Consider the following 13,676-nt stretch of genomic DNA (forward strand, 5'->3'; position numbering starts at 1 on the left):
TGATTTATGCGAAGGTTCGCTGGAGCGGACTGCGGTGTCCTCTTTCGGGGTCCTCTTTCCAGCCGGGTGGCTATACCGTGGGGGTATGCCGAACCCCGCGATCCTTACGGTCGATGACGATCCGGCTGTCTCCCGGGCCGTCTCCCGGGACCTGCGCCGCCGGTACGGCGACCGCTATCGGGTGGTCCGCGCCGACTCGGGCGACACCGCACTTGAAGCGCTCCGGGAGATCAAGCTGCGCGGCGAGCAGGTGGCGGTCCTGCTGGCCGACTACCGCATGCCGCACATGAACGGGATCGAGTTCCTGGAATCGGCCATGGATCTGTTCCCGCTGGCCCGCCGCGTGCTGCTCACCGCGTACGCGGACACCGACGCGGCCATCGACGCCATCAACCTGGTCGACGTCGACCATTACCTGCTCAAGCCGTGGAACCCGCCCGAGGAGAAGCTTTACCCGGTGGTGGACTCGATGCTGGACGCCTGGCGGGCCAGCCCCGAGCCGCCCGCCTCGGAGGTCCGGGTGGTCGGGCATCGCTGGTCGGCGCCGTCGTTCGCGGTGCGGGACTTCCTGGCGCGGAACCTGGTGCCGTACCGGTGGCTGCTGGCCGACGAGCCGGAGGGCGGGCGGCTGCTGACCGCGGCCGGGCTCACCGCCGACGACGTGCCGCTGGTGCTGACCTCGGACGGCAAGACGCTGGCCGCGCCCAGCGAAACCGATCTGGCGGTGCACGTCGGGCTCACCACCACCCCGTCGCTGGAGTTCTACGACCTGGTCGTGGTCGGCGCGGGCCCCGCCGGTCTGGGCGCGGCCGTGTACGGCGCGTCCGAAGGATTGCGTACGGTCCTGGTCGAGCAGCGCGCCACCGGCGGGCAGGCCGGGCAGAGCAGCAGGATCGAGAACTATCTCGGCTTCCCCGACGGCGTCTCGGGCGCGCAGCTGACCGACCGGGCCAGGCGGCAGGCGCTGCGGTTCGGCGCCGAGCTGCTGACCACGCGGGAGGCCGTCGGCCTGGAGTCCGGCGGCACCAGCCGGCTGCTGCGCTTCGGCGACGGCACCTCGATCGCCGCCCACACGGTCGTGCTGGCCACCGGCGTCTCCTACCGCATGCTCGACGCGCCAGGCCTGGACGAGCTGACCGGCCGCGGCGTCTTCTACGGTTCCGCCTCGACCGAGGCCCCGAGCTGCATCGAGCAGGACGTCTACATCGTCGGCGGGGCCAACTCGGCGGGACAGGCAGCGGTGCACTTCGCGCGGTACGCCTCCCGCGTGCACATGCTGATCAGAGGGTCCGACCTGCGGCATTCCATGTCCAGCTACCTGATCCAGCAGATCGAGGCCATCGACAACATCACGGTCTGGCCGCACAGCGAGGTGGCCGGGGCGCACGGGGACGGCCATCTGGAGCGGCTGACCGTGCGCGATCCGCGGTCCGGGGATACTCGGGACGTGGACACGTCCTGGTTGTTCATCTTCATCGGGGCCGAGCCCAGGACGGGCTGGCTGGACGACGCGGTGCTGCGGGACCGGCTCGGTTTCGTGCTGACCGGGCCTGACCTGCTCTGCGAGGGTAAACGTCCGCCGGGGTGGACGTTGCCGCGTGATCCGTACCATCTGGAAAGCAGCATGCCGGGGGTCTTCGCGGCCGGGGACGTGCGCTCCGCTTCGGTCAAGCGGGTGGCCTCCGCCGTGGGCGAGGGAGCGATGGCCGTGTCGCTCATCCACCGCTATCTGGAGGCGCAGTGAGCGAGTTGCTGACCCCGGCGGAACTGCGGACGCTGTTCCTCTTCGAGAAGCTCGACGAACACCAGCTCGCGGTGCTGGCCGAGCACGGGCGGGTGGAGCGGTATCCGGCCGGGCAGACGGTCTACCGCGAGGGCGAACCGGCGACGTGTTTCATCGTGCTCCTCGGCGGGGTGATCACGCTCACCCGGCTGATCCACGGCGACGAGGTGGAAGTCGCCAGAACCGAACAGCGCGGTGTGTACGGCGGAGCGACCCAGGCCTATCTCGGCGAGCAGGTCGAGCAGATCTACATGAACACGATGCACGCGATCAGCGACGTCGCGGTGCTGGAGATCCCCGCCGACCTGTTCGCGGGCTGGACCCGGGAATGGTTCCCGATGGCCATGCACCTGCTGGAAGGGCTGTTCTTCGGCATGCGGGCCAGCCAGACCATCGTCGGCGAGCGGGAGCGGCTGATCGCGCTCGGGTCGCTGTCGGCCGGGCTCACCCACGAGCTGAACAATCCGGCCGCGGCGGCGGTGCGGGCCACCGCGATCCTGCGCGAGCGGGTCACCGGCATGCGCACCAAGCTTGCGATGATCGCCGACGGGCGCCTGGACGGAACCCGCCTGCACAATCTGGTCGAGCTCCAGGAGGCCGCCGTGAAACGCGCGGCCAGCGCGCCGCAGCTGTCCGCGCTGGCGACGTCCGACGCGGAGGAGGAGCTGACCGACTGGCTGGACGATCATGACGTGACCGCTGGGTGGGACATCGCACCGACGCTGGTCGCCGGAGGTGTCGATCCCGAGTGGCTGGAGCAGGTGGCCGGCGCGATCGGGCCGGAGAACCTGGAACCGGCGATCCGCTGGCTCACCTACACCATCGACACCGAACTGCTGATGCGCGAGATCGACGACGCGGTCACCCGCATCTCCGGCCTGGTCGCCGCGGCCAAGCAGTACTCCCAGCTGGACCGGGCCCCGCACCAGATCGTCGACGTGCACGACCTGCTCAACGCGACCCTGACCATGCTGCAGGCCAAGATCCCGCAAGGCATCCGCACGGTCAAGGAGTACGACCGCGAGCTCCCGCCGATTCCGGCCTATGCCGCTGAGCTCAACCAGGTCTGGACGAATCTCATCGACAACGCCATCGGCGCGATGGGCGAGACGGGCACGCTGACCATCCGGACCACGCGCGAGGCCAAGAACCTGATCGTCGAGATCGCCGACACCGGCCCGGGCATCCCGCCCGCCATCCGCCCCAGAATCTTCGAGCCCTTCTTCACCACCAAGCCTGTCGGCGAGGGCACCGGCCTCGGCCTGGACATCTCCTACCGGATAGTCGTCAAGAAGCACCATGGCGACATCCGCGTCGACTCCAGTCCCGGCGACACCCGCTTCCGCGTCTACCTCCCCTTCGAGGACTGACCACTTACGAGCGCTTGGTTCCGCCTATGACCAGGATGTCGTCAGTGGTGGGGTCGGGTTCTTCGACAGGCTGGCGGCGGCGGGGGCGGAATCGCTGGACCAGGAGGGTGCCGGCGATGGAGACCAAAGCGACTACCGCCCACAGGTAGAGCGGGATTGTCGCGGGGGGTTCAGATTTGGGCTGAGTGACCGGCTGGGGGGATGGCTGGACCGCTACCACTTGGGATGGGGGTGGGATTTGGCTGGTTACCTCGCCCTTCCAGGGGAAGCCTGGGGGTTTGATTTCGCCCCAGTAGTCCTCTACTTGTGCGCCGTCTAGGGCGGGGAACTGGGGTGCGGCGAGGGTCAGGGTGCCGGGGACGGTCAGGGTGCCGATCTCGTCTTCCATGAAGATGCCCTGGATGCCCTGGACGCGCCAGGTGCCTTGGGGGATCTTGACGGCTACCGCGTAGTGGGCGGGTTCGGGCAGGCGGGAGCCGGTGAACGTGAGGACGGTGCCTTTCTCGTCGGTCAGGCGCAGGCCGGTGTCGCCCAGTTGTTTCTCTGAACCCTCGAAGGGGTGGGTGCCGTGCTGGAGCACCCAGTAGCCGACCGTGTAGGCCTGGCCGGCCTCGATCCGATCGGGTAGCGGATCCAGTTCGGTGACCGCCCAGTTGCCCGCGTACGCGGGAGCGGCCATCGCGGCCACCATCGCCATAGATCCAAGAATCACGAAAAATCGTCTCATCTTTGCACCTCCGGCTGTTCTACACCGCCCACGCCCGCGAGGTTCCGATCCTGTTCCTTTATAAGCCAACCCTAATATGACGAAGTCGAACATCTGTTTGTACAGTCGAGGAATGGAGACACTGTTCCAAGGGTCCTTGCTCGACTGGGGTGACGAGGTCGGCCCGGGACCGCTCGGCGGCACCGTCCGCAGGACCCCGCTCACCAACGGCGCCTGGATCGACATCCGCCCCGCCTGGATGACCGGCGCCGACACCCTGTTCCGCCGCCTGGCCGACATCGTGCCCTGGCACGCGGAACGGCGCCAGATGTATGACCACATGGTCGACGTCCCGCGCCTGATGAGCTTCTACGCCGAGGAGGACGCCCTCCCCGACCCGGCGCTCGACGAGGCGAAAGCCCTGCTCAACGCCCACTACGCGGCCGAGCTGGGCGAGCCCTTCCGCACCGCGGGTCTGTGCCTCTACCGCGACGGCCGCGACAGCGTCGCCTGGCACGGCGACCGCATCGGCCGGGGCAGGACCGAGGACACGATGGTCGCCATCATCTCAATCGGCGCCCCCCGCAGCCTGCTGCTCCGCCCGCGCGGCGGAGGCGGCCCCACCCTCCGCCACGACCTCGGCCACGGCGACCTCCTGGTGATGGGCGGCAGCTGCCAGCGCACCTGGGAACACGCGGTGCCCAAATCCGCGCGTGCGATGGGCCCGCGCATCAGCATCCAGTTCCGTCCCAGGGGCGTACGCTGAGTTGATCAGCCGGGGAAACGGATGAACGGCGGCGGCACATGCGCGGTCAGCCAGACGCCGTTGGCGCTGCGGTAGAAGGCATGGCCCGCCGCGTGCATCGCCCCGGAGTCAACCGACAGGATGACCGGACGGCCGCGCCGCGCCCCGACCCGGGTGGCGGTCTCCCGATCCGGCGACAGGTGCACGTGCTGGCGGCGCATCGGCAGCAGCCCGTCCGCCTGGATCGCCGGCACGCTCGCCGCGACTGTCCCATGAAACAGGAACCCCGGCGGCTCGACCTCGGGCAGGCCGAGATCCACCTCCACCGAATGGCCCTGGCTGGCCCGGATCCGGTCTCCCTCGATCGCGAACCGCTGCTTGTCGTTGCCCGCGACCGCGTCGGCCAGCTCGTCCCGCGAGATCGGGAAGCCGTGCGCCCTGGCCGCCGCCAGCAGTTCCGGCACCGGCACCCAGCCGTTGGCGTCCAGCGTGATCCCGATCCGCTCGGGTTGGTGGCGCAGGTGTTTTGACAGGTATTTGGAGACCCTTACCAGCCGCCGTTCGTCCATCACGCATCTATCGTGGCCGAGTCCACCCCCTGGGCGCCATCGGGTTTCGATCAGGAGACGGTTCTCCGGTAACGGTGGAACAAGAGCGCTGCCGGTAACGCCACCCCGCGCGGAACAGATCCTCCAACGGAGGCATTGCCATGGCCAAGCTCGACATCACCAACGTTCCCCGCGAACTCGACGAATTCATCGCGGCGAGCGGCAACCCCCGGCATCGCCAGATCGCCGAGGTCGTCCGCCGCCACTACCTGCTCGAACTCACCGGACACGGCGACGAGCTGTTCGCCGAGGACATGATGGCCGAGAACCCCCTCTACTACATGAACATCAACGGCCTGAGCATCACCCTGCGCGGCACCGAGGAGGTCCGCGCGTTCTACGAGTCCCAGCACGGCGTGATGCTCGCGGCCACCGACGTCACCCAGGTGGTCAACGACTACGGCTACTGGACCGAATGCCAGTTCAACTGGTACCTAACGGGCGCCGCCCTCGCCGCCCAGGGCGCGGAAGTGTCCTCTCCGGACGCCACGTACATCAAGAAGTCCTGGATCTCCATGTACTGGCCGTTCGACGACCAGGCCCGAATGCGCGGCGAACACATCTACGAACACCTCGACGTCGCCGAGATCATCCCCATTCCCCCAGAGGACTTCATCACCCTGGAATACGCCCAGAAAACCCTCACTCCCTTACTCCGCGCCCTCCCTGTCTACACACCGTGACGGAAACTGCGTCGGCCGCCTCCCGCAGTCGTCACGCAGGCGTGCGCCGGGGATACCTGGCCTGGGGGGCGATTCTGTCGGTGAGCGGCATCGGGGTGATGGCGATCACCGCGTCGTCGACGTATGAAGACGTGCATTATGACGACTTCGGGTCGGCGATGACCGCCCTGGCAGGAGTGATAGGAGGGGGGCTGCTGCTCCTTGGGCTGGGGCCGCTCACCCTGTCGTTGCTGGGGCTTCTCGGGTGGTGGGCGGGACGGTTGCCGCTTCTGCTTCGGCTGGCGGCCCGCGATGTGGCCGGCGATCCTGTCCGTACGGCTCCCGCGGTGGCGGCGACGGTGATCGCGACTGCTCTCGCGGTCGCGCTAATGATCATCGAACCCGCGTTGGCGGCACAGCGAAGGGCGGAATATTATCCCGAGGCCCGGCCCGACGCCCTTGTTGTAGACGGGTTCCCCGCTGATAAGGCGGCAGCCGTACGTGCGGCCGTCCAGCGCGAATTGCCTGGAATACCTATTGCGCAGAGAGATCGCCAACTCGATTTCGCGCACCTCAATATCGAGTTCGTCGAGTCGTCATCGCTGGACCCTTACGGCTGGCTACCGCCGCAAATCGGTGACCAGGCACTGCTTCGCTATCTGACGGGGGACCCGTCGACGCCGTACGCCGAGAACACCGCCGTCGTGGTTACCACAGAGAACGTCAAGGCCGATTCGGTGGTCATTTACTACGACTTGTCTGACAAGGAGGACTCGCTGTCCACCAGGACCGTCCCGGCGATCACCGTCAGGCCGGTCGGACCTTACGTGGATGGGATCTTCGTTCCGGCGAAGATCGTGCGGGATCTCGGGTTCCATCTGGGGCCGGAACAGCTGATCATCGACCCCTCCTTTCATCGGAGTTCGGCGATCGAGCAGGAGCGGCTTGATCGCCGGTTGGCGGATTCCGCGTCCACCTACCTTGAGCGTGGATTCGTGGCTCCGACAGGGTGGTTGCGCTTTGTCGTGGTAGCTGCTCTTGTCGCCCTCGGTGGCGCGTTGGCCGCGAGTGGCTTGGCGGGTGGTGACTCGCGGTCCAGGCGCGTACTGGTGCGGGTGCGTGGTTCGGGCGCGGCCATGCGATTGGTCGTGGCGTGTCGGGCGTGGTTGAGCGCGGCCGGTGGAATGGTGCTGGGCGGGGCCGCCGGGTGCGCCATCGGGCTGTTGCTGGTGTGGCCTTTTACTACGTCGAGCAGTTGGGAGCCGTACGAACGGGCAGCCTTTGACACTCCGTGGTGGCCGATCGCCGCGCTGGTCGGCGGGCTGCCCGTTCTCGCCGCGGCTATCGCGGCTCTCCCTCCGCCCGGCCCTCGTCAGCGGTCGCGGACGTAGTAGTGGCCGAGGCTGTCGTCGAAGCGGCCGGTGGACCGGCAGCAGCGGCGGAAACCGCCGTCCGGAGCCGCAGGGGCACGGGTCATTGCCGCCGAGCTTCTCGATCAGCTCAGTGTCGACGCCGACGTTGCGGTCCACAGGGCACGTCGTGCGATGGCCACGCTGGCCGCCTGGTGGCGGCTGGTGGCGCGGTTCTTCGTGGTGAGGGGCCTTTGCCAGTGCTGTGCGCCCCACATGCTGGTGTAGGCGGGATCGACAGCGATCACGCTGATCCCGGCTTCGGTGGCCATCGACAGGAGCCGGGCTTTGAGCTTGCCGGTGGGGATGCCGGAGATGAGCCGTCGGAAGCGGCGCTTGCGGCCGTGCTTCTCGCGGGTTTTCGAATCGGTGAAGTCGAGGTCTTCCACGGCGATAGCCCGAACGCCGCTGTCAGCGGCCCAGTGCAGCAGGCGGGTGAGGGCGTGGCGGAGCTGCGCGTCGCGGTGGGTGGCGGTGCCGGACAGGTCGTAGTCGAAACGACGCGGCTCACCCAGCGGGTTACCGTGGGTGTCCAAACGCCAGGCGGCGAGGTGATCGGCGTTCATGTCCACACCGATGACCTCGCCCGACCGCAGGGTCTCCAGCGGCACGACGGGTGTGTCTTTGCGGGTCCAACTCGCGTCGAGGTACCAGCGCCCGCACCGCACGTCGTAGTGGATGCGGTAGGCCACGGCCCGGTTCGCCCCGATGCGGTCGCGCCACTCCTCTCCCCGGTGCGGGAACGAGACGCGGGCGGTGAGGACGTACCGGCCGTGCTTGGCGTTGGCCAGGCGCGCGAGCGGCGCAGGCAGCTTGATCGAGACTTCGCCGTCCGGGGTGACACGGATCGTCTCGTTCCCGTGGCGCTTGCCGGACTCCCCGTCAGCGGTGAGGAACCAGCGCGCAGCTTCCCACTCGGCGCGCCACCGCGCCTCGGTCTTGTCGGCGGCGGTGAGGTTGTGGCGCTGCTTGAGCAGCCGCCTGCCACCGCGCACCACGGAGACCTTCCCGGCCTCACGCTGGGCGCTGACGCGCTCAGACTTGCCCTTGAGAATGCGCAGACGGCGAGTCTTGTGGAACCACTCCTCCTTCGACCGATAGCCGCCCGGCTTCCCCTTCGATCCCTTCTCCCCGATGGGGAGGGACAGCCGGTGCCGGATGGTGCGGATACCGGCGTCCAGCGACACCAGGTGCTGGTGCTGGGCGCGCCAGGACAGGCCCCACTGGTCGTGGGTGTTGGAGGTGACCGACCCGGCCCATCGCGAGGAGGAATCGGCTGTCAGGTCCCGCTTACGCTCCGCCCACGTGTCCGTGGAGTGCTCCAGGCCATCCCGGCAACGTGCTGCGAGATCCCGCGAAGCCAACCGGCCCATGTGCTCACCGACCAGCCGCAGCACCGTCGCGTCCTCGGCGGTCAGGCCCTTAAGACGGTCCCGGATGCTGACGCCGGACGGCCCGTCGGCGACGAACGGCCGGGCGATCTTCCTGAGCGGCTTCTTCCCCGGCTCAGCCATGCTCAGCCGCTTCAAGAGCCTTCTTCGCCCGGTTCTTCGCCGACCGGCGACCATACAGCCGCGCACAGAACGAGGTCAGCACCTCCACCATGTCCCGTACCAGGTCGTCTTCGACCTCGCCGCTGTCCAGCACTACCAGGCGACGCCCGTGTGCGGCAAGAGCGGCTTCCACGAGTTCGACGTTCATCCGGCCAAGACGGTCCTTATGCTCGACCACGACCGTGGTCACATCCGGATCGGCCAGCAGACGGCGGGCCTTGCTGCGGGCACCGTTCATCCCCGAGCCAATCTCCGCTTCCGCCCGTACCACCCGGTGGCCGGCCTGCGCGGCCCACCCGGCAAGCCGGGCTGTCTGCCGCTCAAGATCCGACTTCCGATCATGAGACGACACACGCGCATACAGACCCACACCACCCGTCACGGACGGTGACGTGTTCGCCTCGATGTTCACCAGGATCGTGCGCGGCCCCACCCGCTCAGCCGGTACCGGCAACGTCCCCTCACGGAACCAGCGATACGCGGTCTGCGGATGCACGCCCTGCGTCTTCGCCCACTCCGTCAGATTCACATCACGATCATAGCACTCACTCAATCACTCTTACACTCACTTAAACGTTCTTATAGAAGAGCAGTTGATAACCACTTTGCGATGAGCAGGCCGGCGAGGGTGATCTCGAATAGTCGTCCTGGAACGGATAGGGCCAGGCCAACGCCGTACCCGAGGACCTTAAGTGTCGCCCCTGCCCACCCCGAGCGGCGACTCTTGTCGCCGGCATAACCGGCGTCGACAAGGCTGCGCGGGAGCCCTCGCTGCCTTGTGTCTCATGCGCATGATTCCGTCTCCCGTGAGCGAACGACCCGTGGAACTTCGCCGAGTGGCGGCGACGACCTTTCGCTCACGAGCGTGACTCGTCCGCCTTGGGCATGACTTGTGCGTGACTGGCCGTGCGTCGGCGCGTCACTGGCGTGTTAGCTGCACCCAAGAAAGCCAGATTCAAGCAACCTGAGTTGACTAATCCGAAATCAGTGCATGTACGGCGATGCCGGTCAGATCGGCGGAATCGGTCACCAGCTGCGCGGCGAGCGTGGCTGTGCGGCCGTCGGAGAGGGCTATCTCCACCACAGCCGCCCGGCCCTGCGCGACCAGCCTCACGGCAGCGTCTTCCAGGGCGAGCCGATCGAGGTAGCCCAAGTCCCGGGGCATGGAGACCTGTACGCCGCTCGCGGCTCTGGCCGAACCGCGGAGCCTCCTCAACAGGGCCCGCTCGCGTTCGGTGCTGAGTTCTAGCAGCCTCTGCTCTACGGCGTGGGCTGATCGCCGGGCTATGGCCATCATCTGCGCGTCCGCCCTCTCGCGCCAGGCGGCGATGCCCAGGACCCCTTCCACCCGCCCGCTGAGGGGATGGCACACCCGTACGCCCACGGCGGTGCCCCTGCGCAGCGGTTCCCAGAGGTGCTCGTTGCCCGAGACCTGGCATGTTCGCCGTTCCACCAGCGTGGAGCCGGCGGCGTTGGTGCCTACGTCCGACTCGGCGAAGCTGAAGCCGGGAGCGGCGAGGACGGCGTTCGATCCTCTGTACTTTGACGGGTCGCCCACGACGCGCAGGAGCTGCACTCCGGACGCATCGCACAGGAACACGTCTGACGGACTGTCGTCAACGGTGGTCTGGAGCCGGTCGAGCACGGGCCGGGCCGCGCGTACCAGGGTGTTGTCGCAGTCCACGTCGTCGATCAGGCGCGGCTGGAAGATGCCAGAGGTCAGCCCGGCGTGCTGGCAACGCCGCCATGAGTTCAGGATCGGAGCACGTACTGCCTCTCCGGCGGGATGCCCGCTCAGGATCCGCTCCACGGTCTCGCCGGTGGGCCATCCCTGGTCATCCCAGATATCCGCGATCGCACTCACTCCACCGGCCTCTCGTTCTTTGACAACGCGACATGCAAACGTTTAATTCGACTATTTTAATCCACATCGAATTCGCATGCTATTGATAAATCAACAAAAATTGAGCAAACCGAAAATGTGGACATTTTACCTCGGAAAGTGCTGGAACAAGCTGTAACGGGCGACTGGCCGTACGGACGGGCCCGGACGGCGGTCCGGCCCTGTGTGATCGTCTACTTGTCTAATCTGGATTAGTTAAGCTAGATTAACTATATGTCGAACAGCGACCCGCCAGAGCTTGCCCGCGATCTGCGCCTGGCCGTCGGCCGACTGGCTCGGCGGCTGCGGCGGATGTATGTCGACACCGGCCAGAGACTCAGCTTCCTCGAACTCGCCGTTCTGCACCGCCTCGACGTGTCCGGGCCGACGTCCCCGGGAACCCTGGCCGGCGACGAAGGGGTCACCGGTGCCGCCGTCGCCGCGACGCTGACTCACCTGGAAAGCCAGCAACTGGTCAGCCGGTCGAGGGCGCCCGAGGACGGCCGACGGGTGGTCGTGACCATCACCGCCGTCGGCCAGCGCACACTGCGGCACCGCGAGGCCGCCAGCCTCGGCCGTATCGAGGAGGTGCTACGAGACCGGCTCGACGCCGCCGACCTCGCCCAACTCGCGGCAGCCGTACCCCTGCTAGAGAAGGTAGCGACCGAACTATGATCACCTCTGCCTGGAGTCCGCTCGACCCCGACATCGAGGCCTTCATCGAGGACTACGACCGCCGCAACACCGAGCAGGGCGCCGAGGCCACGGCACTGTTCGCGCCGAACTTCCTGGCCCTGGACCCAGCCCACGCGATCGCCCTCACCCCAGCCATGCTGGCGGCCGCGCTACCGGCCCGCCGTAACATGTTCACCGCCGCCGGAGTCGGCTCCATCCACCGCACCGACGCCCGCCAACTGCGCCTCGACGACCAGCACACCCTGGTGACCATCGACTGGACCGCCGAACGCGCCAACCAGGACCCTCTACGCCTCGAATCAACCTTCCTGGTACGCCGCGACTCGGACACCCTGCACATCGTCGTCTACCTCAACCACCACAACGTGACAGCCCTACTCTCCGCCAGCACCTGACCCGGCTGACCTCGTCCGCCAAGAGAGGTTCACGTCGAAAATCCGGAATGGGCCGTAGATCCGTCCCCTCATGCCGTGTTTTCCGTGTACGCCGACCGGGCCCATCGCTTCGGCTAACGCGCTGGCGTCCACCTGGGGTCAGACTGACGGACCTGGGCGTCCGGTCTGTGTGTTGTCCGATGCCCGCGCGTTTCGCGGTGGTGTGTACCAGGTATCACGTCGATATTCAGATGCTGCTTGATGAGGTGTTTGAGCTCGGCGCCGTTGATCAGGGTGATCCTGTTGCGCTGAGCAAAATTCTCGCTGGCACGGCCGAACCACGACGTCGTCACGAGCACGCCGGTTGTGGCGTTGTGGTCGGCCATGACGCCGGTCAGAGCGTGCACGGCATCCAATCCAACGAGCCCCGCCCACCGCTTGGCCTGGATGAGGCAGACGCCGCCGAAAAAGAGGTTCTTGCTGGTCGCCACGGCATCCACGCCGCCGTCCTTCGAGGGGATGGTAGTCCAGGCTTCCGCGCCCATCGCGACGAAGAGTTCCCGTACGAGATGCTCGAACTCGGTAGGAGACAGTTTGAGCAGATTGCGGCGGGAGTCCAGACCGGCAACGACATCCATGTCTTCGGAGAACCGGAAGCGGTTGAGATCGAATGTAATGAACGGCTCGATCGCTTCCAAGTCGTACGGGTTGGGCGAGACAAGGGCGTTCAACCGCTTCAGGCACGCGATGGGGTCGACCGCAGACAGAACGAGTTCCTCGAATGAGGGCCGCTCGGCCTGCACGCTCAGCAGGTGGGGGCGGACGTTCTTACCAGTCGCCCGGTCGATGGTGCTGTGCCGTCCGTTGAAGACGATCGCTTCGACGATCTGCGCTGGCGTGGCCGTAAAGATCTCATGCAACGTCCGCAAGGTCACGCAGGCGAGGAGCTTGGCGTACCTCTGACGGATTTCCGTCTGCGGCCGGGGGACCGGATCGATGGCGTCGCGCTGTTTGACGTACTTGTATCCCCGCATCTGGGGGATCACATCCTGTCCAGGAAGCTCGAACTCGACGACGAGATCGTGATTTTCGGGTCGATAGGCCACCTGGTAGAGGCGGGGGCACCCGTGTGGATACGTCGATCTCTCCAGTACCTTGCCGATGAACCACTCCACGGCCTCGGGCTGGCCGGCGACGAAATCAGCGCGAAGTTTGTCGAGTTGCGCGTTCTCTGCCGCCGCCCGGTCACGGAGGTCGCCCATGCGACGATCATGGGCGACCTGGGCATCGCTGAGCCTGGAAACGCGCTGTGCCTCTCGTTGCCGATAGGCCGCCATCGCGGCGTCGAAGCTGTCCCGGGCTAGCACACTGTCGCGTTCGTACCGTGCCTTGCCGCCCAGGAGCTTGCTGAAACCGGTGGGCGGCGACGGAGCGAACGACGCCCAATCGGGGGCTAACTCTGGAACGCCGAGGCGTCCGGGGCTGAATGGCTGAAGCGGCGGGATAACCCTCATCTGTTCGAAGGCGAGAGGGTACACGCCGAGAGCTACGGCCAGGACCCCATCCAGTTCCTCGATTCGCTTCACGACCTCGGCGGTCCTGTTATCGGTTGTGGCTTGCTGCTGTTCGAGATGCTGCTGCTGGAGCACGCGCTGCTGTTCCTTGGCGAGTTTGGCCGCCTCGCGCGCGCGTCTCTCAGCTTCTCTTCGCTGCGCCGCCTGGTACCGCTCCCAATCGCTCCGGCTACCCGCCACCTGATCGGCCTCCGTTCGTCTAGGCGAGGCAGATCCGGCATTCCCCTGTACGCCCCCCGATGGCCGGAGCCTCATATGACGTCCAGTCAAGATTAAGTCAACAGAGAGTGTCCGTCACGATGCCTCGCGGGTTC

General features: G+C 66.8%; 13 protein-coding genes and 1 pseudogene. 7 read left to right on the top strand and 7 right to left on the bottom strand.

All coding sequences use genetic code 11. The features are described 5' to 3' along the window. Positions 1–85 precede the first annotated feature (85 nt). Together Aple_RS17660 and Aple_RS17665 are read left to right on the top strand one after the other, a co-directional pair. Positions 86–1,744 (top strand): NAD(P)/FAD-dependent oxidoreductase, encoded by a 1,659-nt coding sequence (locus tag Aple_RS17660; RefSeq protein ID WP_155345705.1) that lies wholly within the window; start codon positions 86–88, stop codon positions 1,742–1,744. Continuing rightward, the gene (locus tag Aple_RS17665) at positions 1,741–3,153 is read left to right on the top strand and encodes an ATP-binding protein (protein ID WP_246264549.1); all 1,413 of its coding nucleotides are present in this window, start codon (positions 1,741–1,743) and stop codon (positions 3,151–3,153) included. The genes Aple_RS17660 and Aple_RS17665 overlap by 4 nt, the downstream gene beginning before the upstream one ends. Positions 3,154–3,157: 4 nt before the next feature. Here the strand turns inward: Aple_RS17665 and Aple_RS17670 are convergent, their stop codons facing one another. Continuing rightward, positions 3,158–3,880: a hypothetical protein gene (locus tag Aple_RS17670; protein WP_155345706.1), complete on the bottom strand. Its 723-nt coding sequence runs from the start codon at positions 3,878–3,880 to the stop codon at positions 3,158–3,160. Between the two features lie 112 nt (positions 3,881–3,992). Here Aple_RS17670 and Aple_RS17675 point away from each other — a divergent pair, with 112 nt between their 5' ends. Continuing rightward, positions 3,993–4,625, top strand: a complete 633-nt coding sequence (locus Aple_RS17675) for an alpha-ketoglutarate-dependent dioxygenase AlkB (protein ID WP_155345707.1) — start codon at positions 3,993–3,995, stop codon at positions 4,623–4,625. Positions 4,626–4,630: 5 nt separating this feature from the next. Here the strand turns inward: Aple_RS17675 and Aple_RS17680 are convergent, their stop codons facing one another. Next, positions 4,631–5,173 (bottom strand): RNA 2'-phosphotransferase, encoded by a 543-nt coding sequence (locus tag Aple_RS17680; protein WP_155345805.1) that lies wholly within the window; start codon positions 5,171–5,173, stop codon positions 4,631–4,633. A gap of 140 nt (positions 5,174–5,313) precedes the next feature. Here Aple_RS17680 and Aple_RS17685 point away from each other — a divergent pair, with 140 nt between their 5' ends. Beyond that, positions 5,314–5,895 carry a hypothetical protein gene (locus tag Aple_RS17685; protein ID WP_155345708.1) on the top strand — a complete coding sequence of 194 codons (582 nt, stop codon included), beginning with the start codon at positions 5,314–5,316 and terminating at the stop codon, positions 5,893–5,895. Further along, the gene (locus Aple_RS54460) at positions 5,892–7,265 is read left to right on the top strand and encodes a hypothetical protein (RefSeq protein ID WP_246264551.1); all 1,374 of its coding nucleotides are present in this window, start codon (positions 5,892–5,894) and stop codon (positions 7,263–7,265) included. The genes Aple_RS17685 and Aple_RS54460 overlap by 4 nt, the downstream gene beginning before the upstream one ends. Before the next feature lie 66 nt (positions 7,266–7,331). Here the strand turns inward: Aple_RS54460 and Aple_RS56275 are convergent. The 4 genes and pseudogenes from Aple_RS56275 to Aple_RS17705 form a co-directional block, all read right to left on the bottom strand. Then, positions 7,332–7,403: pseudogene (locus Aple_RS56275) on the bottom strand (hypothetical protein); the annotation flags it as partial. Continuing rightward, positions 7,370–8,797, bottom strand: a complete 1,428-nt coding sequence (locus Aple_RS17695; RefSeq protein ID WP_218038378.1) for an IS200/IS605 family accessory protein TnpB-related protein — start codon at positions 8,795–8,797, stop codon at positions 7,370–7,372. The gene Aple_RS17695 and the pseudogene Aple_RS56275, both read right to left, overlap by 34 nt. Further along, positions 8,790–9,365: an IS607 family transposase gene (locus tag Aple_RS17700; protein WP_155345710.1), complete on the bottom strand. Its 576-nt coding sequence runs from the start codon at positions 9,363–9,365 to the stop codon at positions 8,790–8,792. Before Aple_RS17700 ends, Aple_RS17695 begins: the two co-directional genes overlap by 8 nt. A 444-nt stretch (positions 9,366–9,809) precedes the next feature. After that, positions 9,810–10,700: a sigma-54-dependent transcriptional regulator family protein gene (locus Aple_RS17705; RefSeq protein WP_155345711.1), complete on the bottom strand. Its 891-nt coding sequence runs from the start codon at positions 10,698–10,700 to the stop codon at positions 9,810–9,812. 252 nt (positions 10,701–10,952) lie between these two features. Between Aple_RS17705 and Aple_RS17710 the strand changes: the two genes are divergently transcribed. Further along, positions 10,953–11,393 carry a MarR family winged helix-turn-helix transcriptional regulator gene (locus Aple_RS17710; RefSeq protein WP_155345712.1) on the top strand — a complete coding sequence of 147 codons (441 nt, stop codon included), beginning with the start codon at positions 10,953–10,955 and terminating at the stop codon, positions 11,391–11,393. After that, positions 11,390–11,809: a hypothetical protein gene (locus Aple_RS17715; protein ID WP_155345713.1), complete on the top strand. Its 420-nt coding sequence runs from the start codon at positions 11,390–11,392 to the stop codon at positions 11,807–11,809. Before Aple_RS17710 ends, Aple_RS17715 begins: the two co-directional genes overlap by 4 nt. 113 nt (positions 11,810–11,922) lie before the next feature. Here Aple_RS17715 and Aple_RS17720 read toward each other — a convergent pair whose 3' ends face one another. Then, the gene (locus Aple_RS17720) at positions 11,923–13,542 is read right to left on the bottom strand and encodes a restriction endonuclease (protein ID WP_170321531.1); all 1,620 of its coding nucleotides are present in this window, start codon (positions 13,540–13,542) and stop codon (positions 11,923–11,925) included. Positions 13,543–13,676 lie beyond the last annotated feature (134 nt).

Origin of the sequence: Acrocarpospora pleiomorpha, from assembly GCF_009687885.1 — a bacterium.
GTDB classification, from domain to species: Bacteria; Actinomycetota; Actinomycetes; order Streptosporangiales; family Streptosporangiaceae; genus Acrocarpospora; species Acrocarpospora pleiomorpha.

Excerpts from the sequence above, each read along its gene's own strand:
- Aple_RS17685 (WP_155345708.1), top strand. The coding sequence starts at position 5,314 with ATGGCCAAGCTCGACATCACCAACGTTCCCCGCGAACTCGACGAATTC.
- Aple_RS17715 (WP_155345713.1), top strand. The coding sequence starts at position 11,390 with ATGATCACCTCTGCCTGGAGTCCGCTCGACCCCGACATCGAGGCCTTC.
- Aple_RS17710 (WP_155345712.1), top strand. The coding sequence starts at position 10,953 with ATGTCGAACAGCGACCCGCCAGAGCTTGCCCGCGATCTGCGCCTGGCC.
- Aple_RS17675 (WP_155345707.1), top strand. The coding sequence starts at position 3,993 with ATGGAGACACTGTTCCAAGGGTCCTTGCTCGACTGGGGTGACGAGGTC.
- Aple_RS17670 (WP_155345706.1), bottom strand. The coding sequence starts at position 3,880 with ATGAGACGATTTTTCGTGATTCTTGGATCTATGGCGATGGTGGCCGCG.
- Aple_RS17680 (WP_155345805.1), bottom strand. The coding sequence starts at position 5,173 with ATGGACGAACGGCGGCTGGTAAGGGTCTCCAAATACCTGTCAAAACAC.
- Aple_RS17695 (WP_218038378.1), bottom strand. The coding sequence starts at position 8,797 with ATGGCTGAGCCGGGGAAGAAGCCGCTCAGGAAGATCGCCCGGCCGTTC.
- Aple_RS17660 (WP_155345705.1), top strand. The coding sequence starts at position 86 with ATGCCGAACCCCGCGATCCTTACGGTCGATGACGATCCGGCTGTCTCC.